Consider the following 25225-nt stretch of genomic DNA (forward strand, 5'->3'; position numbering starts at 1 on the left):
TTGTCGGAGGGAGAAGGGGAGGCCTGGTAGCGACCTCGTCAGTTCGGGAAGGGACACCAACTCTGTTGAGTTGGTGCGGCCAAGAGGACTCGAACCTCCACCCCTTGCAGGACTAGCACCTCAAGCTAGCGCGTCTACCAATTCCGCCATGGCCGCATCGTCAACACACCGTTCGCGTCGGCCACCGGGCCCGGAGATCCTGTCTCACTCGGCTGCGGCGGCCGATCTCTCGGGGCGCGGCGCAGCCAATAACAGAGGGATTTCCGTCCGACAAGCGCCGCGAGGGCGGGATCAGAGAAAATCGACACCGCCTTCGAGGACCGGGACCGCGCCCTCGCCGATGGTCACCCCGGCCAGGCGCACCACCTCGGCCTTGCGGATCAGCTCGGTGATTTCCACGGAGATGCGGTTGCCCGTCACGACGATCTGGCCCCGCGCGATCGGGTGGTCGTTGGCGAGGATCTCGACCATATCGGACTCGGTGGATTCGAGTTCGATCACGGCGCCCCGGCCCATGCGCAGCAGCATGTGCAGCGGCATGTGACTGCGGCCGAGCACCACCTTAAGATCGACCTTCAGGTCTTCCAGAACCGCCACGCGCCCCGTCCCCCGCTCCGGGGCGGCGCGCGATGCGGCGTCCGCCCCTCCGTCCACCTTCCACGCGCGATGGTGAAGTCTTGGTAAACGAAACCCTAAACGCCACCCGGCTGGCGCTCCCGCCGAGGGACTTTCGGGCCATGGCCGGCGCGGCGCCGGTGGACTGGCGGGTCAGCGACGCGCTCGTGCCCTACGGGGAGGCCGTAGCCGCCATGGAGGCGCGCGCCGAGGCGATCGCGGCGGGGCAGGCGCCGGAACTGGTCTGGCTGCTGGAGCACCCGCCGCTCTACACGGCCGGCACCTCGGCGCAGGACGCCGACCTCGTCGCCCCCGGGCGCTTCCCCGTGCACCGGACGGGCCGGGGCGGGCAGTACACCTATCACGGGCCCGGCCAGCGGGTGGCCTACGTGATGCTCGACCTCAACCGGCGCCGCCGGGATCTGCGGGCCTACGTGGCCGCCCTGGAGGCCTGGATCATCGCGACCCTGGAGGCCTTCAACGTGCGCGGCGAGCGACGGGAGGACCGGGTCGGGGTCTGGGTCCGCCGACCGGAGCGCGGGGCGGCGGTCGAGGACAAGATCGCCGCCATCGGCATCCGGGTCCGACGCTGGGTCAGCTTCCACGGCATCAGCCTCAACGTGGAGCCAGATCTGTCGCACTTCTCCGGCATCGTCCCCTGCGGCATCGCCGGCCACGGCGTCACCAGCCTCGTCGATCTCGGCCACCTCGTCTCGATGCCCGAGGTCGACATGCAACTGCGCGCCGCCTTCGAGGCGATCTTCGGCGAGACGGTGTCCCTCGGCTAGAGTTTGCCCGGGATGAGGGGAAACCGGTTCTTCCGAGAAAACAAATCCACGAGACAGACCCTAGATCACCGGCACGCCGCGTCCCTTGGCGTGCTCGCCCGGCTCGACGTGAATGACCACCACGGAGCCCTCGATGGCGTTCTCGATGGCGGCCTCCAGCCGGTCGCAGATTGCGTGCGAATCCTGCACCGTCATCGTGCCCGGCACCACGAGGTGGAAGTCGATGAAGGTGGCCTGTCCCGCGTGGCGGGTGCGGACGTCGTGCGCCTCCAGGGCGCCGGTGCTGTGGAGGGAGATGAGCGCGCGGATCTGCGCGACCATCTCGCCGGGGGCCGCCTTGTCCATGAGGCCGCTGACCGAATCGCGGATCATGCCCCAGCCCGACCACAGGATGTTGAGGGCGACGAGCCCGGCGATGAGCGGATCGAGGATCGCGTAGCCCGTGACCGCCACCAGGGCGACGCCGACGAGCACGCCGCCCGAGGTGACGACGTCGGCCATGACGTGCCGGGCATCCGCCACCAGGGCGGGGGAGCGCCATTCCCGGCCGCGGCGCAGCAGGATCACGGCCCAGGCGCCGTTGATCGCGGTGGCCACGAGGTTGACGAGAAGGCCGGTCAGCGGCGCGTCGAGGGGCTTCGGGTCGAGAAGCCCGTGGAAGGATTCGCGCAGGATCAGGATCGCCGCCACGACGATGAGCGCGCCCTCGATCACGGCGGAGAAGTACTCGGCCTTGTGGTGGCCGTAGGGGTGGTCGTCGTCGGCCGGACGGGCGGCGACCCGCAGGGCGACAAGGGCGAACACCGCCGCCACCACGTTGATGATGCTCTCCAGGGCATCCGAGTACAGCGCGAGGCTGCCGGTGACCCAGTAGGCGGCGAACTTGAGGCCCATCACCAGGGCGCCGAGGCCGGCGCTCAGGAGGGCAGCTTTCTGGGTACGGTCCATGGCGACGTCCGGTCTCGGCCCGGGCGCAGCAGCGACGCCCGGTCGCGCGGCCATAGCGCCCGTCCCGGCGCCAAGGCCACGGCAAAGGTTGAACCCGCCGCTGAACGATTGAGCCGGGGCTATGCCGACTCGGAGGTCTCCGGCGTGTCCGGCGCCACGGGCTTGCGCGCCCGCTCGCGGGCGGCGAAGCGCGCGCCTTCGGCCCGGGCGCGCTCGGCCTTGCGCCGGAAGCTGCGGGCGCTCCAGTTCCAGCGCGCGGCATCGGCCAGCGTCTCGAGGCGCTGCGCCTCCCGCTCCCAGTACGTCACCAGCTGCCCGTCCAGGGTCACGCGGCCCGGCCGCACCGGCCGGGGGGTCCCGTCGCTCATGCCTCGAACTCCTGACTCGATCTCACCGTGAGGGGGTCGGACTATCGCAACCGGAAGTACGAGAATCCAGGTGCGCCGGGTGGTGGCCCGGCCCCTCAGCGAACCGGCAGGACCGTCCCGGGTTCCGGGCACGCGCGCCGGACCATTGATCCGCGCGGGCAAACCGGGCAGGTGGCGCGGCATGCGCGTCGATCTCTTCGATTTCGAGCTGCCCGAAGACAGCATCGCCCTCAGGCCGCCGGTGCCCCGCGATGCCGGGCGCCTCCTCGTGGTCCGGCCCGACGACGGCCTGGAGGATCGGCGGGTGCGCGACCTCGCGCAACTCCTGCGCCGGGGCGACGCCCTGGTTTTCAACGACACCCGGGTGATCCCGGCGCGGCTCGTCGGCGTCCGCCATCGCCCGGGCTCGCCGGGCCTGCGGATGGAGGCGATGCTCCACCTGCGCGAGGCGGCGGACACTTGGCGCGCCTTCGCCCGGCCGGGCAAGCGCCTCGCCGCCGGCGACCGGGTCAGCTTCGGCCGCCACGGTGCCAGCGCGCCCTGCGCCCTCGGCGGCCTCGACGCCACCATCGCGACGAAGGGGGAGGGCGGCGAGATCACCCTGCGCTTCGATCTCGCCGGACCGGCCCTGGACGAGGCCATCGCCGCCATCGGGGACCTGCCGCTGCCGCCCTACATCGCCGGCAAGCGCCCCACCGACGCGCAGGACGCCACCGACTACCAGACCGTCTATGCCCGCGAGCCCGGCGCGGTGGCGGCCCCCACCGCCGGCCTGCACTTCTCCGAGGCGATGCTGGCCGAACTCGATGCCGCCGGCATCGCCCGCCACACCGTGACCCTGCACGTGGGCGCCGGCACCTTCCTGCCGGTGAAGGCCGACGACACCGCCGACCATCGCATGCATGCCGAGATCGGTCGCCTCGACGCCGACACCGCCGAGGCCCTCAACGGCGTGCGGGCGCGGGGCGGGCGTATCGTCGCCGTGGGCACCACGGCCCTGCGCCTCCTCGAGAGCGCGGCCGACGGGGAGGGCCGCCTCCACCCCTTCGCCGGCCAGACCGAGATCTTCATCACCCCGGGCACGCGCATCCGCGCGGTGGACGCCCTGATGACCAACTTCCACCTGCCGCGCTCGACCCTGTTCATGCTGGTCTCGGCCTTCTCGGGCCTGGAGACCATGCGGGCGGCCTACGCGCACGCCATCGCGGGGGGCTATCGCTTCTATTCCTACGGCGATTCCAGCCTGCTGTTTCCGGCGCGCGGCTGAGGGGCCGGCCCGCGCGGGGTTTGCCTCGAAAGCGCCGGAGGCTCTAAGACGGCGCCCATGTCCGAGCCCGCCTCTCCCGCCGCATCCGCCGGCCTGCCCGCCGAATTCACCTTCCGCGTCGACGCCACCGACGGGGCCGCGCGCACCGGCGCGATCACGATGCCGCGCGGCACCATCCGGACGCCGGCCTTCATGCCGGTGGGCACGGCCGCCACCGTGAAGGCGATGTATCCGGGCCAGGTCCGCGAACTCGGGGCCGACGTGGTCCTGGGCAACACCTACCACCTGATGCTGCGCCCCGGTCCCGAGCGCATGGCCCGCCTCGGGGGCCTGCATCGCTTCATGAACTGGCCGCACCCGATCCTCACCGATTCCGGCGGCTTCCAGGTCATGTCGCTCTCGGCCCTGCGCAAGCTGGACGAGCAGGGCGTGACCTTCCGCTCCCATGTGGACGGCTCGACCCACCACATGAGCCCGGAGCGCTCCATCGAGATCCAGGGCCTGCTCGGCTCCGACATCCAGATGCAGCTCGACGAGTGCGTCCGCCTGCCGGCCGAGCACGCGGCCATCGAGAAGGCGATGCACCTGTCCCTGCGCTGGGCCGAGCGCTGCCGCGTGGCCTTCGGCACCCAGCCCGGCAAGGCGATGTTCGGGATCGTCCAGGGCGGCGACGTGCCGGCCCTGCGGGTGGAGAGCGCCCGCGCCCTCGTGGACCTCGACCTCAAGGGCTACGCCATCGGAGGCCTCGCGGTGGGCGAGCCCCAGGCCGTGATGCTGGCGATGATCGAGACCGTGGAGCCGCACCTGCCCGCGGGCAAGCCGCGCTACCTCATGGGCGTCGGCACTCCGGACGACCTGATGCGCTCGGTGGCCCGGGGCATCGACATGTTCGACTGCGTGATGCCGACCCGCGCCGGCCGCCACGGCCTCGCCTATACCCGACACGGCCGGATCAACCTGCGCAACGCCCGCCACGCCGAGGACACCCGCCCCCTGGACGAGGCCTCGTCCTGCCCGGCGGCCCGCGACTATTCCCGGGCCTACCTCCACCACCTGGTGCGCAGCGACGAGATCCTGGGAATGATGCTGCTCACCTGGAACAACCTGTCCTACTACCAGGACCTGATGGCAGGCCTGCGCACCGCCATCGCGCAGGGCCGCCTCGCCGATTTCAGCGACGAGACCCGCTCGGCCTGGACCCGGGCCGAGGCCGAGCGCGCCGCGGCCTGACGCACCATCCCCGGGGGACGACCGCGAAGCCGGTTGACCCCATACCGCCGACCCCCTATTGCGAGCCACGCTGTTCGACACGGCGCGGCGCCGAGCGCCGCAACGCCCCGTCGCACACGAGCGCGTAGCTCAGTTGGTAGAGCAACGGACTTTTAATCTGTAGGTCCTGGGTTCGAGCCCCAGCGCGCTCACCATCTCTTTCCAGATCTCGAAATGTGATCCGCTGCGCGGCGCCGCTTCTCGTGGCTCCGCAGGAATGGTGACGCCCCGTCGCCGCGCATGAGCGAGCCGATAAACTGCGTGGCCGCGATCGTACGGGACCCCTCGCCGGGGGGAATCGTTAGAGAAGCGGAACCGGTGGTCCGATATGCCCGAAGAGGCGTTCGAGCATCGTTGCAGGCGGGCAAGATCGAGCGGATCGGGGGCGATCGGAGATCGACCGCGAAAACATCGCTGGCGCGCCCTACGGGAATCGAACCCGTGTTTTCGCCGTGAAAGGGCGACGTCCTGGACCGCTAGACGAAGGGCGCCGCTGCGGTGAGCGGTTCTATATGCGGCTTCGGGCGCGGGGGCAACGGGGGAATCGCCGCGGGTTTGCGGCTTGACGAATGCAGCCCCGGCCGGTTTGTCGGGCGGACACGCGGACCGCTCCTTCCGGCGGCCGGAGAGCGGACCTGACTGCATGACCACGCGACGCGACGGCCCGCCGGGGCCGAGGACGAACAAGCCCGGCTTTTCGCGCAGTCCCTTCCGGCGCGGGCCGCCGCAGAACCAGCGGGGCGCGGCGAGCGTCGCGGCGGCTTCCGGCGACCACGTCGTCCTCTACGGCTGGCACCCGGTGGCGCAGGCCCTGGCCAACGAAGGGCGCAAGCTGCACCGGCTGCTCGCCACCGAGAACGCCATGATCCGGCTCACCGAGGAGATCGGGACGCTGCGGATCGATCCCGAGCTGGTGCGCCCGAGCGCGATCAACGCGCTGCTCGGACCCGACGCCGTGCACCAGGGCCTCTACCTGGAGGCCGCCCCCCTGCCGGGGCCGGATCTCGACGAGCTGGGCGACGACCTGCTGCTCCTCGCCCTCGACCAGATCACCGATCCGCACAATGTCGGCGCCATCGTGCGCACCGCCGCCGCCTTCGGGGTGGCGGGCATCATCACCACCGCGCGGCACTCGCCCAACGCCACGGGCGTGCTGGCCAAATCCGCCTCGGGCGGCCTGGAGCACGTGCCCCTGATCGTGGTCCGCAACCTGTCGGACGCCCTGGTCGACCTCGGCAAGCGCGGCTTCACCCGGATCGGCCTCGATTCCGACGCCGAGACCGTACTGGACACCATCGGCCCGAAGCGCCCGGCCGTGATCGTGCTCGGGGCCGAGGGCAAGGGCCTGCGCCAGCGCACCCGCGAGAACTGCGACGTGCTGGCCCGCATCCCCTTCAGCGGCGAAATCCGCAGCATCAACGTCTCGAACGCCGCCGCGATCACGCTCTACGCCCTCAGCCCCCGCGGCTGAGTCACACCTCGGCGTTGGCGCCTCAGCGTTGGCGCCTCAGCGTTGGCGCCTCAGCGTTGGCGCCTCAGCGCCAGAACGGCTTGACCGCCACGAGGTCCCCGTGGGCCTCGGCGGCCGCTTTCAGCAGCTTCCGGCCGTCGGCCTCGTTGTCGCCGGCCGCAAGGCCCGCGGCGAAGGCCGTTTCGCCGGGGATCTCCTGCGGATCGGGCACCGCCACGAGGCTGGCCAGCACCGTGTGGGCGGTGGCCTGGTCGTTGAGGCTGCCGAGATGGTCCTGCAGGTCGGACAGGGCCGAGACGAAGGCCTTGTGGCGCTTGCGCAGCTTCTTCTCGGTGTAGAGGCTGGCGAAGAACTCCGCGCCGTAGCGAAGCTTCTTCGCCTCGATCCGGACGCGGTGCCGCTCCTCGGCCTCCTGGCGGTCGAGGTGGCGGCCGCGCTTCCGGATGCGGCGCAGGGCCTTGTCGAGCACCTCGGCGGCGAAGTCGCGCGCCGGCAAGTCGCGCGCCGGCACTCCGCGGTCCGGCACTTCGCGGTCCGGGGCGGCCGGTCCGGTCCGCCAGGCGCCGGTCTCCAGCCAGGCGGCGACGTCGAGGACGAGGCCGCGCCATTCCTGCGATTCCAGGGTGGCGAGGACGCCGTCATGGGCGCGGTCCCGCTCCGCCTCGAGGCGCCGGCGCAGGTCGTCGAGACCGGCCTCGTCCGGGCGCCTGGCCATCTCGGCCGGCAGGGTCTCGGCCAGGAACACGTCGAGGTTCCGGGCGTGGCCGAAGGGTTCGGTGATGCGCTTGATCTCGTCGCGCAGGGTCGCGGCCGTCGCGTCCTGCGCCAGGACCGGCTTGAACAGGGTGAGGGCCGAACGTAGGCGGCGCAGGGCGACCCGCAGCTGGTGCAGCGCCTCCACGTCCCGGTTGTGCAGGAAGACGTCCTCGTTGAGGCGCAGGTGGGACAGGCAGGCGAAGGCGATGGCGCGGAAGGCCTCGCCGGCCGTGGCGTCCGGCGCCAGCGAAACCGGCCGCGCCTTGCTCGGGCGCCGCAGGGTGCCGTCGCGGAGGCTGAAGCCGCGGGCCGACTTGCTCAGTGCCCCGAGGCGGAGCGGCACGGTCTCGGCCAGGGCCTGGGCCAGGGTGAACAGGTCCTCCGACCGGCCCTCCTTAAGTTCGAGTTCGAGCTCCCACAGGGGCGCGTCGCCGTTCGGGGTCTCGATCCGACCCTCGTCGAAGGCGACCTCGATCTGCGAGGCTCCGTAGCGCACCAGGCGGCTGCGCCGCTCCACCAGGGTGGCGAAGGTGGGGGACAGCTCCGGCACCTCGGCGCCCGCCAGCACCTCCGGCACCGGCGTCTCGGAGACCTGCGCCAGGTCGGGCGCGTTCCCCGCGACGGGTGCCTCCCATTCCGAGCGGTCGAACAGGCCGGGGGCGGTGGCGGCGGCCTTCACGGTCTGGACGAACGTCTCGCCGTCGCGGCGGACCCGCAGGGTCAGCCCGGCCGCACGCAGGTCGCCGGCGGCCGTGTCGAAGTAGGTGGAGGTGAGGAAGCGGGAGTCCTCCGAGCCTTCCGCCTGCAGGAAGGGATGGCGGCTCAGCTCCGCGAGGTCGCTGCCCTCGCATTCCAGCTTCAACTCGATCTCACGCGGCGCGACCATGATGTGTCCCAAGTTTCGGCCCCGATCCGTCGTCCCCGACGGGGCGGCGGGCCCCCAGCGATCGGGACAAGCCCGGCCCGCGGCAACCGTTCCGTGCGGAATCACCAGCCACCGTCGTCGGTTATGGAGCAGGGCGACCCGGACGCGCGACTGAATTCGTGACGATTTTCATTCGCCCCCGGCGCCGAGTGGTGTAGCGGGAGGAACCGGCCCGGGGCCGGCGGGAACGAGACTCGTTGGGCGTGGTGATGAATCGGGAGCGGCTGAGGGCCGACCGCCTGCTGGTGGAACGGGGCCTCTTCGAGAGCCGCGCCCGGGCCCAGGCCGCCATCGCGGCGGGTCTCGTCCGGGCGGACGACCAGCCGGTGACGCGAGCCTCCGACCTCCTCGCCCGGGACGCGCGCCTCGTCGCGTCCGCCCCCCATCCGTTCGTGTCCCGCGGCGGGCTGAAGCTCGATGCCGCCCTCGACGCCTTCGGCTTCGACCCGGCGGGCCGCGTCTGCCTCGATGTCGGGGCCTCGACCGGCGGCTTCACCGACGCGCTGCTGGCGCGGGGCGCCGCCCACGTCTACGCCGTCGACGTGGGACGCGACCAGCTCCACGCCTCCCTCCGGGACGACGCCCGCGTCACCAGCCTGGAGGGCACCGATGCCCGCAGCCTCGACCGCGCCGCGATCCCGCGCCCCCCGGACCTCTGCGCCATCGATGTCAGTTTCATCTCCCTCCGGCTGATCCTGCCGGCCCTCCTGCCGCTGCTGGCCCCCGGCGCCGACCTCGCGGCGCTGATCAAGCCGCAATTCGAGGCCGGGCGCGACCGGGTCGGGCGAGGCGGGATCGTCCGCGATCCCGCCATCCACGACGCCGTCTGCGCCGAGATCCGCGCCGCCCTCGAGGCTCTGGGGCTTCAGATCCTCGGCCTCATCCCGTCACCCGTCGCCGGCGGCGACGGCAACCGCGAGTTCCTGATCGGGGCGCGCCTGGACCCACGACCATGACCGAGCCGGACACCCAGCCGACCCCCGAGACCCTGGAGATCCGCCGACTCGGCGCCCGCGGCGACGGGCTGGCCGAGGACGGCACCGCCGTCGCCCTGGCGCTGCCGGGGGAACGCGTCACGGTGCTGCGGGCGGGCACGCGCGGGACGCTCGTCGATGTTCTGCACGCCTCGCCGGATCGCATCGCGCCGTTCTGCCCGTATTTCGGCACCTGCGGCGGCTGCACCGTGCAGCACCTCGCGCCCGGGCCCTACGCCGCCTGGAAGCGGGACCACCTCGTCCAGGCGCTGTCCCATGCGGGGCTCGCCGTCGCGCCGGAGCCGCTGGTCGATGCCCGCGGGGCCGGGCGGCGGCGCCTCACCCTGCACGTGCGGGCCATCGAGGGCCGGGCGCAGGCCGGGCTGATGGCGGCGCGCAGCCACGACCTCGTCGCCATCGACCATTGCCCGATCACCGTGGCGGCCCTGCACCGGGCGCCCCAGGTGGCGACGGCCCTGAGCGCGCCGCTCGGGCACGGCCGCAAGCCCCTCGACGTCGCCGTCAGCGCCACCGAGGCCGGCCTCGACGTCGACATCCGCGGGCACGGACCCGCGGCCGAGGGAGTCCGCGCGGCGCTGGTACGCCTCGCCGGAGACCTCGACCTCGCGCGCCTCTCGCTGCACGGAGAGGTGCTGGTGGAGCGCCGGGCTCCGGCGGTCACCAGCGCGGGCCTGCGGCTGGTGCCGCCAGCCGGCGGTTTCCTCCAGGCCACGGAGGAGGGCGAGCGGGTGCTGACCGAGGCCGTGGTGGCGGCCCTCGACAAGAAGACGAAGCGGGTCGTCGACCTGTTCTCCGGCAGCGGACCGTTCAGCCTCGCCATGGCGCGCAGCCGGGACGTCCATGCCGTCGAGGGCGAGGCGGCGGCCCTGGCCAGCCTCGACCGGGCCGTGCGCGCGGTGCCGGGCCTGCGCCGGGTCACCACCGAGCGCCGCGACCTGTTCCGCCGGCCGCTGCTGGCCCTCGAACTCGACGCCTACGACGCCGTGGTGTTCGATCCGCCCCGGGCGGGCGCGGGCGCGCAGGCGGCCCGGATCGCCGAATCGAAGGTGCCGCTGGCGATCGGGGTCGCCTGCGACGCCGGCACCTTCGCGCGGGATGCCGCGACCCTGGTGTCGGGCGGCTACACCCTGGAGCGGGTGATTCCGGTCGATCAGTTCGCCTATTCGGGCCATCTCGAGATGGTCGGGGTGTTCCGCCGCCCGCCCCCGCCCCGCAAGCGCCTGTAGCCGCAGCGCTCGACAACCGCCGGGCCGCTCTTAGGTAGAAGGGCATGCGCGTGATTTGTCCCACCCTGGCCGCGACCCTCGGCCTTTTCGCCCTCGCCGGACCCGCCGCGGCGGATTCCTGCGGAGACCTCATCGACCGGGTGGTGGCCGAGACCCAGGCCACCCTGGTCAAGCGGACGGCGGACTTCGCGGAATTCAGCGCCCCCGACGGGATCGGGATGACGCTGGCCTGCGGCGAGCTCTCGGCCACCGGCGTCCAGTTCCGGGGCACGCCGCTCCCCGCTGGCTACTTCGATCTGTTCGGACGGGCCGGCCACGCCGTCACGGGCCTCGCGTCCGAGGACTTGGCGCAGGCGGCCCGGACGGCCCGCACCGCCGCCGCCACGACGCGGCACAGCAACGTCGATGCCGGGAAGGTCCTCGTGACCTGCTCCCTCTCCGGATCGCGCGAAGCGCCCGTCACCGCCTGCGCGGTGATCGAGCGCGACGAGCGCCGCTGAGCCTCGTTCAGGACCTCATGGCGAGGACCATGTAGCCGGAATACAGGAGGGCTGCGGCCAGCAGAAGGTAGACGTTCGGTTCCATGGCGTCCTGTTAGGCCGCCCAGGCGCCGTGGGTCGAGCGGACGCGCTGCCGCTGCGGCATCCGGTTCGCTTCACACATCGTTAATCCTGTTCAGCCGAACGATGGCGGCCGGCATGGCCGATCCCCACGCCGTCGAATCGCACCGAGGAGCCGATGCCCCGTTCCCGTTCCGCAGCCCTGGCGATCGCGGGTAGCCTGACCGCCCTCGCGCCTGCTATCGGGGTCCTGACGGTGAGCCCGGCCCTCGCTGAGGAACCGCTGTTCATCCGCATCCGCCCCGGCGGCGAGGCGAGCGTCGGCTCCGGTGGGTCCGGCGCCTTCGACGACGCCGCGGCCCAGGCGGCGCGGGCCCGCAGCGAAGCGGTCTGGCAGCGGGCCGAAGCCCGGTCCCGCATCGCCATCGCCTCGGTCTGCACCGGCTGCCTCGCGGCCGTACCGCCCCCCTCGGTGCCGGTCGCCGCACCGCCCGCCCGCGCCGATGCGGGCGGCCTCACGCCCCTCGCGGCCGATTCGCCGGCCGTTCCCCCTCCGCCCCTCGCACAGGCAGATGCCCCATGACGCAGGCTCACCCGACCAGCGGCGCCGTTCCCGATCCGGATTGCCCGGTCTCCCTCGAACTCCTCGGCCAGGTCTACCGGGCGGACGAGGAGGACCTGCCGGAGATCCTGGAGGCGATGTCCACGACGACGCGCGCGCGCCTCGCCGTCTACCTCTACGGCAAGAGCCACATGCACCAGCTCGGCCTGCGGGTCGCGCGGGCCTGCGAGCGCGAGGATCTCGTGCGCGTCGCCGACGAGATCGGTTCGGTGGTCTACGGCCAGTCCCGCCTGAAGCCGGCGCGTCCGGCGACGCCGAGCCCGGCCGCCGCCCCGCCGAAGAAGATCAGCCTCGGCGGATCGGGCACCAAGAAGATCAGCCTCGGCGGCTCCGGCGCGAAGAACCGCCTGTTCGACTGAGCGAACGGGTCCCCAGCCCGGATACCGGGCGCGGGACCGTCTCGGTAAGGCCGAGCCGCCAGGCCGGCTCGGCGCGACCTATCTTGAGAGTGGATGCTGATGTTCGGTTCGTGGTGGAAGCTCGGCATGGACGCGACCCTGCTCGCGATGGAATCGCAGCAGGTCATCGCCCTGCGCCTCGCCAAGCTGGCGACGGGCGGTGCCGCGGCCCAGGCCGAGGCCCAGCACATGGTCACCGAGAAGATCATGGCCGCCCAGGAGGCCGCCCTGCTGATCGCCACCGGCGGCTCCACCGCCGGGGTCGTGGCCGGCTACCGGCGGAAGGTCCGCGCCAACGCCCGGCGCCTGTCCCAGGGCTGAGCACCCGCCGCCATGCCGGGGCGGTTAACGCCCGCTTAACCATCCGGTTTCATCCTCGCCCGGGACGTCGGACCGATCGGACGAGGATACAGCATGAACCCCTTCGAGCAGCAGGTGCGCGAACGCGCCTATTACATCTGGGAAGACGAGGGCCGCGTGTTCGGCCAGGCGGAGGCGCACTGGCTGCGCGCCGAGATCGAGCTCCTGACCCCGTCGCGGATGGGCATCGAGGTGATCCAGGCCGCCACCGCGGACGTCACCCTCTCGGCCAGCCCGGCCGCCGTCCTCGCCGAGACCCTCAAGGGCAAGCCGAGCCGCAGCCGCAGCGCCGGCGCGAAGGTCGAGACGAAAGCGAAGGCCGCCGCCGACACGAAGGCCACCAACCCGGTGGCGGCGAAGGCGCCCGCTGCCAAGACGGCCACTGCCAAGACGGCCACTGCCAAGACGGCCACTGCCAAGACTGTCGCTGCCAAGACTGCCGCTGCCAAGACCGCCGCTGCCAAGACGCCCGCCGCCGAGAAGGCCGCCGTGGCCAAGGCTGCGGTGACCAAGGCTGCGGTGACCAAGACGCCCCGGGCTCCCGCCCGCGGCCGCGTGGTCGAGAGCGTCGCCACCGTTCACTGAGACGCGCGGGCCGGAGCCTTCCGGCCCCGTCCCCGGACGAATCGGAGCCCGCTTCACCGGACCGGTGGGGCGGGCTTTTCGCTGGCCGCGGAGGCAGCCTCCACGCGAGGGACGCCGGAACGAAGGAAAACCTTGACCGTTGTCACGCCAGATCCAGAGACGTGGCCGCGGCCCTGAGGGCCGTGCGCCTTCCCAGGCGAGGCTTCCATGAAGACGACGATCGCGACCCTTCTGGCCCTCGGGGTGGCCGGCCTGCCGCTCGCCGCCCTGGCGGGACCCGGCGGCCTGCGCGGCGGCCCCGCGCTCCTCGACGTCGACACCACCGGCGGCGTCGGCGGGCGGGCGCCCTGGAGCAAGCCCTACGAGTATGATTCCGGCGGCGACAACGATCGCCGTCCGGAGCTGCCCTATTACCAGCAGGGCCGCGGCCAGCAGACCGGCGGTCCGGCCCGCAACCTCCTGCCCGACGACGGCCTGCACATCTTTCCCCGCTAAGCCCGCCGAACGAATCCGGCCATTCCGGCGGAACGGCCGGGAGAGCCATCCGTTCGCCCAGGGAGCCCCGGCCTGTCCGCCGGCGTGCAACCGGTTCGGGATGACGCGATGACCAAGACCGTACGGGCGGTGATCTTCGATATCGACGGAACCCTGCTCGACAGCGTCGACCTCCATGCCCAGGCCTGGGTGGACGCCTTCGCGCATTTCGGCGTCACCGTCAGCCACGACCAGGCCCGCAGCCAGATCGGTAAGGGCGGCGACCAGTTGCTTCCGGTCTTCCTCGACCCGGAGCGGGTGGAGCGCGAGGGCAAGACGATCGAGGCCTACCGCTCCGCCCTGTTCAAGCGCGACTATCTCTCGAAGGTGAAGCCCTTCCCCGGCGTCCGGGCCCTGTTCGAGCACCTGAAGGCCCAGGACCTGACCCTCGCCCTGGCCTCCTCCGGCAAGGCGAAGGAGGTGGAGCACTACCAAACCCTGATGGGGGTCGAGGACCTCACCGACGTGGTGGTCAGTTCCGACGACGTCGAACGCTCGAAGCCCTTCCCCGACATCTTCGAGGCCGCCCTGACTAAGCTTGCCCCGATCACGGCGGCGCAGGCCGTGGTGATCGGCGACACGCCCTACGACGCCGAGGCGGCGGGGAAGGCCGGCCTTCCGACCATCGGAGTTCTCTGCGGCGGTTTTCCGGAAGCCGACCTGAGCGCGTCCGGCTGCATCGCCCTCTACAAGGATCCGCAGGACCTTCTCGACGGCTACGCCGCCTCGCCGCTGGCTCGGTGATCCGGCGAGCGGGATCCCGGCGCAGGGGTTTCGGTCCGGGCCTGTCGATTCGGACGGGCCCGGTGGCAAACCGGCCACGCGGCGCGTGGGAACTGCACCGATCCACACATTTCCCGCGTAATCCCGCTTTGTTCCGTGGCGCAGGGCAGGATTGCGTGCCGGCTATGGATAGATGGCAAAAAACCCTGGCGCCGGGTCCTTCGATGGCGTAGCGAGCCGCCCGTGATCGCGCCTGATCACGCCACGGATCCGCGGACCATGCCCCAGCCGGCCCAGACGAACCTGAAAATGCACCCGGCCAGCGAGCCTGTTCCCCTTCGGGCGCTCATCGACGCGGCGGTCGAGGACCGCACCACGCCGATCAGCCGGCTGCTTCGCCTGATGGCCGCCCTCGACGCGGACACCAACGACAACGAGAACCTTCGGCACGTCCTCCGGGCCCGGATCGGCGCGCCCCTGAGCGTCTGATCGCACCGCCTTCGCGTTTGTCGGGGATCAGCGGAAACCGGTGATCCCAAAGAGACGAACGACCTGACCGGAATCGGGAGTCTGCCAGGTTCAGGATGAACCCGCCGGATTCTACGAGGCGCGCGCCCGCTCCCGGCGGCGAGGCCCAGGCTGGGCGCGCTTCATGCAGGCGAAGTAGAGCTGACGGCCGATCGCGTAGAGGCCGAGCCCCTTCGGGTCGGGCGTCGAGAACACCCGGTCGCGGGCCTCCGTGCGGCAGGCCGCGTCCTGCGGACTCTGGATCGGCGTGGATTCCCCCTGCGCCGAAGCCGCGTGAGCCATGGCCACCGAGGCGATGGCCGAGAGCGTCAATGCGAGCGCCGGCCCACGCCACATCCCTGTTGTCCGCATCCTGTTCCCCCTGCTGTCGTGGTGGTGACGTCGTTTCGGCGTGCCCGTCAGGGCATCACCCAGGCGCAATCGGCCTCGTTCGCTACGGTAAGGCACTCGAACGGGGCCCCGCCGACCATGGCGCGGTGCTCCGCGGCGCCGATGCGCGCACGCGCGATCCGTCGGCAATCCGGATGCTGCGGCAGGACCGCCTCTGCGGAAGCCCGGTCGCCGCTGGCCATCAGGACCCGCAACCCGACCAGGGTCTTGCAGGCGATGACGTCGGTGGGTTCGACCGGCTGGGCGCGGGCGGCGGTGCCGGCGGCGAGGCCGAGGAGGAGGGCCAGGGGGAGGGCGCGCAACGGTCGGGTCATCGGCGGCTCTTCTCCGGTGCGGCGGGTTTGTCGGACGTCCTGTCAGTGGCCTTGTCGGACGTCTTGTCGGCCGCCTTGGATTTCTCGCCCGCGCGAGGCTTCGCCACGGCCTCGGTGGGCTTGACCGTGCCGGCGACGACCCAATGGCAGACGCTCGTGGTGCGCAGGGTCAGGCAATCGTAGGCGCTGCCGTTCAGGGTCAGGTGCTCGGCGATGCCCGCCACCGCATCGCGCGCAACGACCTGGCAGCCGAGGTGGTCGGCCTTGTCGTCGGTGAGGCGCGCGACGGCGGTGGCCACCACGTCCTTGCTCTCGCGCAGGAGCAGCCGCAGGTTCGCCAGGGACGCGCATCCGATCGCCGGTACCGGTGCGGGGGCCGGCGCAGCCAGGGCCTCCCGGATGGTCGCCTGCGCCGTGCCGGCGACCGCCAGGGCGAGCAGGAGAGGTCGGATCGAACGCATCGGGAAATTCTCGGCAGAAACGAACGTGATCGGCGGCCGGCCTCTCCGGAGGAGGGCGGGCCGCCAAGCCATAACGCGCTCGCGGCCATTCCGCCGCATGGCGGCCGCGCTTTCAGGGGCCTGACCGGCGCAGCTTGGCGAAGCGCCTGATCGCCCGGTCCCGTCGCAGGCGGGAGAGGCGCTCGATCCAGAAGATCCCGTCGAGCTGGTCGATCTCGTGCTGGAGGCAAGCCGCCCGGAATCCCTCGGCGTCCTCTTCGTGCTCGGCGCCCTCGAGGTCGCGGTAGCGAACCCGGATCCGTACGGCCCGGTCGACCACGTCCATCACCCCCGGCATCGAGACGCTGCCCTCCTGCTGCGGTCCGCGCTCGGGGGAGGCCCAGACGATCTCCGGGTTCACGTAGGCGGTCACCGGCTCGCCGGGCTCCATCCGCAACAGCACCAGGCGCTGGCCCTGCCCGATATGCGGCAGGGTGAGCCCGAGGGCGGAGACCGCCAGCATCACCGCCTCGAGGTCACGGGCGGATTCGTGCAGGGCGTCATCGAACCGGGCGACCGAAGCCGCCACGAGCCTGAGGCGGGGATCGGGATAGATGAGCAGGGAGGAGGCGGACACGAGGGTCATTCCGGAGCGGGATGGGGGACGTCACGGTTGCGCGAGGGCGACCCGGACGCGGGTTCCTGGCCCGCGGCTTGCGGCGTTCGATGGATGACAAGCTCGACCCGGAGACGGAATGGCACGGCAACGCACCGAGACCCTATCGCCCAAGGGGGCCCACCGATTCCTGAGGCTGCGCGAGTCCGGCGAGGTCATCCTCGTCGCCCTCACCACGATCCTCGGCCTGCTCTGGGCGATCGTCCTGGTCACGCATTTCCACGAACCGCTCAGCGGCATCGGCCAGTCCCTCTGGCTGACGCGCTGAGCGTCAGTATTCCCACTCGGCCCCGACGCCCACCGCGGTGCGGCCATCGCTGCCGGCCTCGCCCTGGATCTTGATGCGCCGGGTCACGTCGTAATCCACCGTCGCCGCCGTGTCGGCGGGCTTGGCGCCCGCCTTCACGCCGACGCTGAGGCGGTCGCTGAGATAGCGCGAGGCGCCCAGCGCCGGTCCGCCGCTGGCGCCGGTGGAGACGTCGAGGCTGTCGAGCCCGAGGCCCTTGCGGGCCTGCTCGAAGACGTCGACGCCGCCGGCCCCGCCGGAGAACTGGGCCACAGCCTGCGCGAGCTGCAGGGCCTGGAACGGCGACAGGCCCCCCGAGGCCTTCTTGAACAGCAGGCGCGAGAGCACCTCGTCCTGCGGCAGGCTCGGGTCCGAGGTGAGGAGGAAGCTCGGCTGGTTGGCCGGACCCGTCACGGCGATGCGCGCCGTGACCTCGGCGGCCTTGGTCTCGGCGACGAAGTCGAGATCCGGCGTGGCGATCTCGCCGCCGAAGGTCAGGCGCCCGCGGGTGAAGTCGAGGCGCTGGCCGACCACGCTGAGGCGGCCGCGGCGCATCTCGAAATCGCCGGTGGCGACGGGATCCCGCGAGGAGCCGGTGATCCGGAGGGCGCCGCCCAGTTCGGCATCGATGCCGCGACCGCGCACGAAGATGCGGTTGGGGGCGTTCACGGCGACGTCGAGGGTGGCGTCGAAGGGCGGGGCGACCTTGCCCCGCTTGCCCAGGGCCGCGACCTTGGCGCGGCGGTCGGCCCGGGCGGCGAGGCGGGCGCGCACCTCCGGGGGCGTGTTCACGCGACGGATCTCGGGCAGGGGCTGCACCGTGGCGGGCAGGCGGTCCGGCACCGAGACGTCGACGGAGACGAGGTCGATCCGGCCCGCCACCTTCGGGGTTCGGGTCAGTGGCCCCGTGAGCGCGAGGTTGAGGCTCGCCACGGCCGTCATCAGCGGGCTGGAGACGAGCTCCGCCCGCTCGGCCGAGACCCGGAGCGAGCCCGGGAAGCCGGCGGCGGGATCGAGCGCCACCCGGCCGTCGCCGCGCAGGCTTCCGCCGTTGCGGGTCAGCGCCGTCAGGCGCTCCACCACCAGGGTGTCGCCCCGGCCGGTGACCCGTCCCTCGATGTTGGTCAGGCGAATGCCCTGGAGCGGATCGGTGAAGGAACCGCCCGTCAGGGTGGCGCTGCCCTCGGCGCGGGGGGCCGCGAGGGTGCCGGTCACGCCGGCGTCGAGGGCGATGCGCCCGGCGACGCGCTGGCCGCCGACGCTGAGGAGGCTGTTGGCGAGCGCCGCGTCGAGGGTGCCGCGCAGCTTCACCGCCAGCGCCTCGCCGGGGGCCACCGGCAGGGAGCCGGTCACCGTCAGCTCGGCGCCGCGCCCGGCGGAGACCCGTCCGTCGATCCCGGCGCGTCCGTCGCTCACCGTGCCACTCGCCCGGGCGTCGATGGGCGGCAGGCCGGCCTTGCGGGTCTCGGGCGTAACGAGGCGGGCGACCGTCAGGGCGTAGCGGCCCTCGGGCCGATTGGCGGAGCCGCGCAGGTCCGCCTCGCCGTCGAGGGTTCCGGAGAGGGCGAGGTTGGGCGCGGCGATCCGCGCCAGGGCGAGGGGCAGACTGCGGATGCCGAGCTTGAGGTCGAGGGCCTCGCCGACCCGGCCCGACAGGCTGAGGCGGCCGCTACCGGCGGACACCACGAGGTTGTCGATCACGGCCGAGCCTCCGTCGAGGGTCACGCTCGCGGGGCCGGCCAGGGCGAAGCGGTCCCCACCCCGCGCGGCGGAAAAGCGCGACAGGTCGATGCGGGTGCGCTCGCCCGGCACGAGACGGGCGGCGCCGTCGAGGTCGAAGCCCCGGGCCTTGGCCGTCAGGGTGATGTCGCTGGCGCTCGGCGAGCCCACGGCGACGAGACGCACGGTGTCGAGGCTCTGCCCGGAGGCGAGGAGGCGGTCGGCGTTCACCCGCCCGTCGACGATGGGCCGGCCGAGCAGGTCCCGCCCGGTGAGGTCGGCGTCCAGGCGCGACAGGGCGAATTCGCCGAAGCGCAGGGACGCCCCGTTCGCCCGGATGCCGGCGTCCTGGCGCCCGCCCGCACGGGACAGGGTGACGGCGGCCTCGACGTTGCCCGCCATCGGTGTCAGCGCGAGGGGCGCGAGGTCGTCGAGATTCCCGGCCTTGAGGGCCAGCGCCCCCTCGGTGAGGAAGGTGCGGGCATCGAGGGCGGCGTGCCCGTCGAGGGTGACCGAGCCGAGGCCGAAGGCGAGGCGGTCGAGGACCCAGGCGTCGGGGGCGGGCCGGGCGACGTGGGCGTCCCCGCGCAGGGCCTTTCCGCCCACCGCGCCGGACAGGCGCAGGGTGCCGTCGAGGGCGCCGGTGACGTCCGTCAGCGCCGTCTCGACCCGGAGGTCACGCAAGGGGCGACCGAGGGCGCGGGCGTCGTCGGCGGTGAGCGTGGCGGTGAGGTCGGGCTTCTCCAGGGTGCCGGTGAGGCGACCGTCGAGGAGCGCGCGGCCGGACAGCTTCGGGTCGAGGGTCGACAGGTCCTTCAGGTCGACCAGCAGCTTGGCGTCGGCCAGGCGCGCGGTGGCGCGGCCCTCCAGGCGCCCGACGATCTCGGCGCCCTCGAGGCGGGCGTTCTCAAAGGCGTAGCCGTCATAGACCTGCGACAGGCGGCCGCTGAAGCGCGGCGACGGGCCGAGGGTCCGGTCGAGGGCCGGCAGGGACAGGACGAGGCCCGCGGTGCGCAGGTCCAGATCGGCGTTCACCGCCTTGCGGGCCGGGTCGCCGCTCAGCGCCGCCCGCGCCGTCAGGGTGCCGGCGAGCGGCCGCCCGGCCACCTCCGAGAAGGCCGCGAGGTCGGACAGCGCCGCATCGAGCGTGCCCGCGAGGGTATTCTGCCCGATCCGGCCCACATAGGCGGCCCGGGCCGTCGGGCCGTCGAGCTTGAATTCGGCGACGTCGACGACGCCGTCGGGCTGCAGCGTGCCCCGGAAGGTCAGCCCGGCCCGCGATCCGATGGCCCGGCGCAGGGCCGGATCGGCGAGGCGCAGGCCGTCCACCTTGGCGTCGGCGGCCAGCACGAAGCGGGCGGCGGCGGGATCGGCGCCGGCCGGCGCCATCGACAGGGTGGCGTCGACCCGCTCCAGGGCCGAGCCGCCGGCGCGCAGGCCCGCGGCCTTCAGCGTGCCGTTGACGACGGGCCGCGCGATCGGCCCCTTCAGGCTGCCATCGAAGACCAGGGTGTCGAGTTCCGCATCCGCCGCCTTGGTGACGCCGCCCTCGGTGGGCACGGCGCGGGCGGAGACGAGGAAGTCGGCGATCCGGTCGGCGGTGAGGGTACCCCGGGCCTCGAGCCGGGCCGTGCGCGAGGTCAGCTCCAGCCGGTCGATGCCGAAGGCCCCGCTGTCGGAAAAGCGCAGGCCGCCGTCGAGCTTGGTCGTGCCCGAGAAGATCGCCGCCGCCGGGCCGGGCAGCAGGCCCTCGATCCGCGAGGCGAGGTCGAGGGCGAGCCGGCGCTCGGCCCCGATGCGGGAGATGCGGGCGGTGCCGCGGGCCCCGAGGTCCGGCCCGGCATCGAAGTCGAGGCGGGCGTTCCAGGCGTCGAGCGTGCCGCGCCCGTCGAGGTCGAGGTTGATCGGCGGTGCGCCGGGGAGGTTGGCGGCCTTGGAGAGAAGCCCGCCGGCGGGCTCCACCAGGGTGGTCTTGAGCTCCAGGGTCTCGCCCTTCGGTACGAAGAGCAGGCGGGCGCCGAAGCGCCCCTCGGCGTCGAGGCGGCGCACCGCCACATCGAGGTCGAGCCCCTCGGCCGGCGCGCCGAGCTTGGCCCGGCCCTCGGCCGTCAGGCGGGCCGGCTGCCCGGCGAGGGCCTCGCCGAGAACGAGTTCGGCGAGCTTAAAGGTCTTCACCTCGACCTTCACCGGCAGGTCGGGCAGCAGCGATCCGTCGGGCTCCGGCGTCGCCGAGACCGGGGCGGGGAGGGGGCGGCGCAGCACTTCGAGGCGCCCGACCTCCAGGCTGTCCACCTCCAGGCGGCCGGAGAGCAGGGCGAGGCGGCGCCAGACCAGGCGCGCCCGGTCGAGCTTCAGCCAGACGCCGTTGGCGTCGCTGATGGCCACGTCGCGGATGGTGGCGTCCGACGAGAGGGCGCCGTCCACGGCCCCGATGGCGACCCGCGAGCCCGGCGTCGACAGGGCCTTCGAGAGGAGGCCGCCGAGCACGGTCTTCTCGCCCTCGTCGGCGTAGGTCAGGGTGGCCGGCGTCGCGGCGAACACGGAGAGGCACAGGGTGGCGGCGGCGACCTGCGCCCGCGGACGCTTCCAGAATCCCATCAGAAGGACTGCCCCAGGCTGATGTACAGGGCCACCGGGCGCTCGTGGTTGCCCTTGATGCGGTCCATCGGGAAGGCCAGGTCGACCCGGATCGGGCCGATGCCGGTGTAGTAGCGCAGGCCGAGGCCGACCGCGTAGCGGATGCGCTCGTCGAAATCGGGCAGGCTGCCGGCGAAGGCGGTGCCGGCGTCGATGAAGGGCACGACGCCGATGGTGTCGGTCACCTTGATGCGCGCCTCCACCGAGGCCTCGAGCAGGCTGCGTCCGCCGATGGGCAGGTTGAAGGGTCCGCGCGGGCCGAGCGTCCGGTAGGGGAAGCCGCGCACGGAACCGCCGCCGCCGGCGAAGAACCGGATGTTGGCCGGGATGTCCTCGAGGTTCGCCCCCGAGATCGAGCCGAAGCCGATGCGGCCGGCCAGGATGTAGCGGCCCTCGTCGTCGAAGGCGTAGTAGGTCGAGCCCTGCGCCTTGGCGACGAAGATCGACGGATCGGAGCCGAGGAAGCCCGCATAGGGCGTCGCCGAGGCGGTGAGGCGCACGCCCTCGGTCGGATCCAGCAGGTTGTCTGTGGAATCGTAGCTCACGGAGAGCGGCACGCCGACGAGGCGGTAATCGACCTTGCCGAGGGCGTCCTGCGAGCGCCCGGCCTGTCCGTCGAGGCCGACCTGGGCGAAGAAGGTGTCTGAGAAGCGGTGGCGCAGGGCGACGGTGCCGCCCGCCGCGTCGCTGACGTAGGATTGCTGCGCCTCGCGGCCCACGAAGACGTTGGCGATGAAGTCGTTCCGGGTGCCCCAGAGAGCCGGCTTGACGAAGGTGGCCGAGAGCCGCCCGCCGAGGCCGTTCGAGTCGATGCCGGCGGCCTTGCGCTGCTTGGCGTAGAGGTCGTTGCCGAGATAGTAGATGTCGGCATCGACCCGGAAGGTCTCGCCGCCGCCGAACAGGTTGCGGTTGGCGTAGTAGGCCCGGATGCCCGGCCCATCGACGGTGGAGTAGCGGGCCGCGACGCCGATCAGGTTCTTCTCGCGCTCGGTGACGTCGACGAAGATCGGCAGGTTGCCGGACGGATCGAGGGTCTCGCCCTCGCGCACCCGGATCGAGCCCAACCCCTCGACCTTGGCGACCGAGCGTCGGATGTCCGACACGGCCTTGGGCGAGTAGGGATCGCCCGGCTCGGCGTAGATGAACGAGCGCACCACCGCCGGGTCGATGTTCTGCGTGCCGCGCACCGCGACCTCGCCGAGGCCGGCGATCGGCCCGGGATCGACGGTGTAGGTCACGTCCATGACGTGGGCGGCGTCGTCCACCACGGGGTCGCGGGCGACCGCCTTGGCGAAGGGATGGCCCAGGGCCCGGAAGCGATCGACGATCTTGGCCTCGCGGGCCAGCACGGTGGCCGAGCGGGCCGGCACGTCGTCCCCGACGCGGGTGAAGCGCTCCGGCAGGACCTCCTCGGGAAACGGGTTGCCCCGGGGGTCGCGGGCCCGGATCGACCGCAGGGTGTAGAGGGGACCGGGATCGACCACGACCTTGACCGGCACGAGGGCGCGGGAGCGCGACGCTTCGGCCGCGCGGGCGGCCGCCACCACGGTGGACTCGCCGGCCAGCGCGACGCCGTCGACGCGGATCGCGACGGTGCCCTGGTAGTAGCCGTAGCCCGACAGCACGTCGGCGAGGCGGCGCTGGTCGGCCTCCGCCCGGCGCACCAGGCCCTCGCCGTCCGGCGGCGCCTCCTGGCGCAAGCGATAGAGCGTCGAGGTGTCCTGCAGCGCGCGCAGGACGTCGTCGTCATCGATGCCCGAGATCTTCACCGTGTAGGGCAGGGCGCCCGCGCTCGGGACCGGCGGTTCCTCCTCGGAGCCGAACAGGCCGAACAGGTCGAAAGCCCGGGCCGGCCCCACGGCGAGCCCGGCCCCGGCCGAACCGAGGACGAGCGGCCAGGCGAAGCAGGCGAGCCTCCAGACCGACGCGCGACGCATCCGCCCCCGAATCCGCGTCACGAATGGCCGTTCCGGCGAGCCCGGTGCGCCTGCGCTCCCGGCTTTCGTCGCTGCGTCGCAGGCCTCGCCATCCCATCCCCTTCCGGGCCGCGGCCCCGCTGCCGGTCCCGTATCCCGGTCCTGTCCCAGGGCCTTTCGGACCCACATATGTTGACCGCCAGCCTACCGGTCCGGCGGCGGTGCAGCAACCGCGGTGCACCGCTCTACCCCCAGCCGCGGGGGTGGTTGCGCGGTTCGCCGCAGGCCCGGCTCCGCCCCGGCTTTCCGCCATCGGCCAGGGAACCCGGCTTTGGCTGGCGCCTTGTCCCTGCGTCGCAGGCTTCCTACTTTTGTCCCCATCGCTCCATGGCCGGCTCATTCCGGGTAGCTCACCCGCCCTTTTCCCAGGACTGCTCGCCAGTCCTGCACGCGGGTGCCGCTGCGATCGCACATCCCATCCGACGACCCTGCGCCTCGGGTGCCCGCGCGATTGCGACGCGGGCACCGGGCAGCCGATGGCAGGCAAGACAACGCTTCAGGAGAACAGCACCATGAGCACGGGCACCGTGAAATGGTTCAACGAGACCAAGGGTTACGGCTTTATCCAGCCGGATGACGGCGGCAAGGACGTGTTCGTTCACATTTCCGCCGTGGAGCGCGCCGGCATGCGCAACCTGATCGAGGGTCAGAAGGTCTCCTACGAGATCGAGAACGACCGCCGCACCGGCAAGCAGTCGGCCGGCAACCTCCAGGCGGCCTGATCGCCGCCGGCCGGTTCGGGTCGCCCGATGCGGGCGGCCCGAGACCCGCTCGAATGCTGCGGCATCGTTTCAACAACCTGTCAGAAGCCGCTTTTCGATGAGCGGCTTCTGTTGATTCCCGACAGGCGGTCGGGCATGGGACTGTTGCGGTGCAAGATCAGCGTATACCCCAGTTTTTCCACGGCCCCATGCCGCGCGTGCTCCACGCCGGATGCGGGCGACACACCACATGAGAAAGGTCAGATGGGCGCCTTCGACTACAGGAACTTCGACGATCGCCGTAAGAACTCCGTCAGCGCCAAGCAGATGCTGCTGGAAAAATTTAAGGCCCGTCCTCCGGCCGATGATCCGGAGATGATCGCCAAGGCGCAGGCCCGCGCCGAGGTCGCCCGCGCCCGCGAAGAGCGCGCCCGCGAGCGCGAGGCGGCCCGGATCGCCGCCGAGAAGGCCGCGGCGGAAGCCAAGCGGGCCCGCGAGGAAGCGGAACTCGCCGCGCAGATCGCCCGCGAAGAAGCCGAGGCTCTGGCCGCCGCCGAGGCGAAGGCCGCCGAGCTCGTCGCCAAGAAGGCGGCCCGCGATGCCCGCTACGCGGCGCGCAAGGCCAAGGCCCGCCGCTGAGCTAAGGCCTGCCGCGAGGCGTCAAGACCCGCTGCGAGGCGTATGAGCGCGCCGCCGAACTACTCCTGAGCGCACCTCTTCGGCGGCGCCCGGAGCGGGGATGGACGCGAACCGGACAGCGAAAAGGGCCGACGCGGCGCGTCGGCCCTTTTCGTGTTGGACGATCGGGCGAACCGCGTTCGTCCTCAGCTCTCGGAGCGCGTCTCGGACTCGGCGTCCTCGCCCTCGGCGGTCTCCTGGCCCTCGGTCTGGGCCTCGGCCGGCTCCGCCGTCTCCTCTTCGGGACGCGGGCCTGCCTTGAAGGTGCGGCGCGGCGCGTTCCCGCGCTTCATCTGGACCGGCTTCTCGATCGCGCCCAGGCGCTCGGACAGGAGCTTCGCGCGCTCGTTGAAATCATTGGTCGATCGCGACTGCGACGCACCGCTCTTGAACGCATTTGCCACTTGGGCCTCATGGGGTTGCCCAGGGCACGGGGTCGTGCGGGGTTGGCTCCGTGTAGCACGGTTGGG

28 protein-coding genes and 3 tRNA genes are annotated in these 25225 nt (G+C 72.3%); 18 read left to right on the top strand and 13 right to left on the bottom strand.

The genetic code is table 11. The features are described from left to right. Window positions 1-71: 71 nt before the first annotated feature. Both ASF18_RS18500 and ASF18_RS18505 read right to left on the bottom strand, forming a co-directional pair. Window positions 72-156 (bottom strand) — tRNA-Leu (locus tag ASF18_RS18500). A 135-nt stretch (window positions 157-291) separates the two neighbouring features. Beyond that, on the bottom strand, window positions 292-597 hold the full coding sequence (locus ASF18_RS18505) for a FliM/FliN family flagellar motor switch protein (RefSeq protein ID WP_056211093.1): 306 nt from the start codon (window positions 595-597) through the stop codon (window positions 292-294). A 140-nt stretch (window positions 598-737) separates the two neighbouring features. On the opposite strand from ASF18_RS18505, the gene lipB reads away from it, so the two are divergent. Beyond that, window positions 738-1403 carry a lipoyl(octanoyl) transferase LipB gene (gene lipB, locus ASF18_RS18510; protein WP_156649937.1) on the top strand — a complete coding sequence of 222 codons (666 nt, stop codon included), beginning with the start codon at window positions 738-740 and terminating at the stop codon, window positions 1401-1403. Between the two features lie 60 nt (window positions 1404-1463). Here the strand turns inward: lipB and ASF18_RS18515 are convergent, their stop codons facing one another. Further along, the gene (locus tag ASF18_RS18515; protein WP_056211096.1) at window positions 1464-2351 is read right to left on the bottom strand and encodes a cation diffusion facilitator family transporter; all 888 of its coding nucleotides are present in this window, start codon (window positions 2349-2351) and stop codon (window positions 1464-1466) included. Between the two features lie 119 nt (window positions 2352-2470). Further along, window positions 2471-2719 (bottom strand): hypothetical protein, encoded by a 249-nt coding sequence (locus ASF18_RS18520; protein WP_056353827.1) that lies wholly within the window; start codon window positions 2717-2719, stop codon window positions 2471-2473. A gap of 181 nt (window positions 2720-2900) precedes the next feature. On the opposite strand from ASF18_RS18520, the gene queA reads away from it, so the two are divergent. From queA to ASF18_RS18535, 3 genes are all read left to right on the top strand, one after another. After that, on the top strand, window positions 2901-3986 hold the full coding sequence (gene queA, locus ASF18_RS18525; RefSeq protein WP_056353830.1) for a tRNA preQ1(34) S-adenosylmethionine ribosyltransferase-isomerase QueA: 1086 nt from the start codon (window positions 2901-2903) through the stop codon (window positions 3984-3986). Between the two features lie 57 nt (window positions 3987-4043). Next, entirely contained in the window at window positions 4044-5216 is a 1173-nt protein-coding gene (gene tgt, locus ASF18_RS18530; RefSeq protein ID WP_056353833.1) for a tRNA guanosine(34) transglycosylase Tgt, read from the top strand. Between the two features lie 118 nt (window positions 5217-5334). Continuing rightward, window positions 5335-5410, top strand: a tRNA-Lys gene (locus ASF18_RS18535). Window positions 5411-5670: 260 nt separating this feature from the next. Here ASF18_RS18535 and ASF18_RS18540 read toward each other — a convergent pair. Then, a tRNA-Glu gene (locus ASF18_RS18540) sits at window positions 5671-5746 on the bottom strand. Window positions 5747-5898: 152 nt separating this feature from the next. Here ASF18_RS18540 and rlmB point away from each other — a divergent pair. After that, window positions 5899-6726 (top strand): 23S rRNA (guanosine(2251)-2'-O)-methyltransferase RlmB, encoded by an 828-nt coding sequence (gene rlmB, locus ASF18_RS18545; protein ID WP_082487712.1) that lies wholly within the window; start codon window positions 5899-5901, stop codon window positions 6724-6726. 64 nt (window positions 6727-6790) lie between these two features. Here the strand turns inward: rlmB and ASF18_RS18550 are convergent, their stop codons facing one another. Next, window positions 6791-8368 (bottom strand): CHAD domain-containing protein, encoded by a 1578-nt coding sequence (locus tag ASF18_RS18550; RefSeq protein ID WP_056353837.1) that lies wholly within the window; start codon window positions 8366-8368, stop codon window positions 6791-6793. A gap of 248 nt (window positions 8369-8616) precedes the next feature. On the opposite strand from ASF18_RS18550, the gene ASF18_RS18555 reads away from it, so the two are divergent. From ASF18_RS18555 to ASF18_RS18600, 10 genes are all read left to right on the top strand, one after another. Beyond that, a complete protein-coding gene (locus ASF18_RS18555; protein ID WP_056353840.1) occupies window positions 8617-9363 on the top strand; it encodes a TlyA family RNA methyltransferase in 747 nt (248 codons plus the stop codon). Continuing rightward, entirely contained in the window at window positions 9360-10628 is a 1269-nt protein-coding gene (locus ASF18_RS18560; RefSeq protein WP_056353843.1) for a methyltransferase, read from the top strand. The genes ASF18_RS18555 and ASF18_RS18560 overlap by 4 nt, the downstream gene beginning before the upstream one ends. Window positions 10629-10672: 44 nt before the next feature. Further along, window positions 10673-11128 (top strand): hypothetical protein, encoded by a 456-nt coding sequence (locus tag ASF18_RS18565; RefSeq protein ID WP_056353847.1) that lies wholly within the window; start codon window positions 10673-10675, stop codon window positions 11126-11128. A 238-nt stretch (window positions 11129-11366) separates the two neighbouring features. Continuing rightward, window positions 11367-11771: a hypothetical protein gene (locus tag ASF18_RS18570; RefSeq protein ID WP_056353850.1), complete on the top strand. Its 405-nt coding sequence runs from the start codon at window positions 11367-11369 to the stop codon at window positions 11769-11771. Further along, window positions 11768-12169 carry a hypothetical protein gene (locus ASF18_RS18575; protein WP_056211116.1) on the top strand — a complete coding sequence of 134 codons (402 nt, stop codon included), beginning with the start codon at window positions 11768-11770 and terminating at the stop codon, window positions 12167-12169. The genes ASF18_RS18570 and ASF18_RS18575 overlap by 4 nt, the downstream gene beginning before the upstream one ends. A gap of 99 nt (window positions 12170-12268) precedes the next feature. Next, window positions 12269-12529, top strand: a complete 261-nt coding sequence (locus tag ASF18_RS18580; protein WP_056211118.1) for a hypothetical protein — start codon at window positions 12269-12271, stop codon at window positions 12527-12529. Between the two features lie 93 nt (window positions 12530-12622). Continuing rightward, window positions 12623-13153, top strand: a complete 531-nt coding sequence (locus tag ASF18_RS18585) for a DUF2934 domain-containing protein (protein ID WP_056353853.1) — start codon at window positions 12623-12625, stop codon at window positions 13151-13153. A gap of 207 nt (window positions 13154-13360) precedes the next feature. Then, the gene (locus ASF18_RS18590; protein WP_056272673.1) at window positions 13361-13648 is read left to right on the top strand and encodes a hypothetical protein; all 288 of its coding nucleotides are present in this window, start codon (window positions 13361-13363) and stop codon (window positions 13646-13648) included. Between the two features lie 108 nt (window positions 13649-13756). Then, window positions 13757-14431 (top strand): HAD family hydrolase, encoded by a 675-nt coding sequence (locus ASF18_RS18595; RefSeq protein ID WP_056353857.1) that lies wholly within the window; start codon window positions 13757-13759, stop codon window positions 14429-14431. 288 nt (window positions 14432-14719) lie between these two features. Next, window positions 14720-14899 (top strand): hypothetical protein, encoded by a 180-nt coding sequence (locus tag ASF18_RS18600; RefSeq protein WP_244472776.1) that lies wholly within the window; start codon window positions 14720-14722, stop codon window positions 14897-14899. Window positions 14900-15010: 111 nt separating this feature from the next. On the opposite strand, the gene ASF18_RS18605 is transcribed toward ASF18_RS18600, so the two are convergent. The 4 genes from ASF18_RS18605 to ASF18_RS18620 all read right to left on the bottom strand — a co-directional run bounded on the left by ASF18_RS18605 (window position 15011) and on the right by ASF18_RS18620 (window position 16719). Next, the gene (locus ASF18_RS18605; protein ID WP_244472747.1) at window positions 15011-15274 is read right to left on the bottom strand and encodes a hypothetical protein; all 264 of its coding nucleotides are present in this window, start codon (window positions 15272-15274) and stop codon (window positions 15011-15013) included. Window positions 15275-15336: 62 nt separating this feature from the next. Continuing rightward, complete coding sequence (locus ASF18_RS18610) at window positions 15337-15642, bottom strand: hypothetical protein (RefSeq protein WP_056353860.1); 306 nt, start codon at window positions 15640-15642, stop codon at window positions 15337-15339. Beyond that, window positions 15639-16103: a hypothetical protein gene (locus tag ASF18_RS18615; RefSeq protein ID WP_200917642.1), complete on the bottom strand. Its 465-nt coding sequence runs from the start codon at window positions 16101-16103 to the stop codon at window positions 15639-15641. The genes ASF18_RS18610 and ASF18_RS18615 overlap by 4 nt, the downstream gene beginning before the upstream one ends. 112 nt (window positions 16104-16215) lie before the next feature. Further along, window positions 16216-16719 carry a peptide deformylase gene (locus ASF18_RS18620; protein ID WP_244472748.1) on the bottom strand — a complete coding sequence of 168 codons (504 nt, stop codon included), beginning with the start codon at window positions 16717-16719 and terminating at the stop codon, window positions 16216-16218. A 118-nt stretch (window positions 16720-16837) separates the two neighbouring features. Here ASF18_RS18620 and ASF18_RS18625 point away from each other — a divergent pair, with 118 nt between their 5' ends. Then, window positions 16838-17026: a hypothetical protein gene (locus ASF18_RS18625; RefSeq protein ID WP_056353865.1), complete on the top strand. Its 189-nt coding sequence runs from the start codon at window positions 16838-16840 to the stop codon at window positions 17024-17026. Window positions 17027-17029: 3 nt separating this feature from the next. Here ASF18_RS18625 and ASF18_RS18630 read toward each other — a convergent pair whose 3' ends face one another. Together ASF18_RS18630 and ASF18_RS18635 are read right to left on the bottom strand one after the other, a co-directional pair. Next, window positions 17030-21361: a translocation/assembly module TamB domain-containing protein gene (locus ASF18_RS18630; RefSeq protein ID WP_056353869.1), complete on the bottom strand. Its 4332-nt coding sequence runs from the start codon at window positions 21359-21361 to the stop codon at window positions 17030-17032. After that, window positions 21361-23337 (bottom strand): autotransporter assembly complex family protein, encoded by a 1977-nt coding sequence (locus tag ASF18_RS18635; RefSeq protein ID WP_056353872.1) that lies wholly within the window; start codon window positions 23335-23337, stop codon window positions 21361-21363. The genes ASF18_RS18630 and ASF18_RS18635 overlap by 1 nt, the downstream gene beginning before the upstream one ends. Window positions 23338-23888: 551 nt before the next feature. On the opposite strand from ASF18_RS18635, the gene ASF18_RS18640 reads away from it, so the two are divergent. Then, a complete protein-coding gene (locus tag ASF18_RS18640; protein ID WP_055952791.1) occupies window positions 23889-24098 on the top strand; it encodes a cold-shock protein in 210 nt (69 codons plus the stop codon). A gap of 243 nt (window positions 24099-24341) precedes the next feature. Then, entirely contained in the window at window positions 24342-24716 is a 375-nt protein-coding gene (locus ASF18_RS18645; RefSeq protein ID WP_056211138.1) for a DUF6481 family protein, read from the top strand. A 185-nt stretch (window positions 24717-24901) separates the two neighbouring features. Here the strand turns inward: ASF18_RS18645 and ASF18_RS18650 are convergent, their stop codons facing one another. Continuing rightward, complete coding sequence (locus tag ASF18_RS18650; protein ID WP_056211140.1) at window positions 24902-25159, bottom strand: hypothetical protein; 258 nt, start codon at window positions 25157-25159, stop codon at window positions 24902-24904. Between the last annotated feature and the right edge of the window lie 66 nt (window positions 25160-25225).

This window comes from Methylobacterium sp. Leaf89 (assembly GCF_001422215.1).
Taxonomy (GTDB): domain Bacteria; phylum Pseudomonadota; class Alphaproteobacteria; order Rhizobiales; family Beijerinckiaceae; genus Methylobacterium.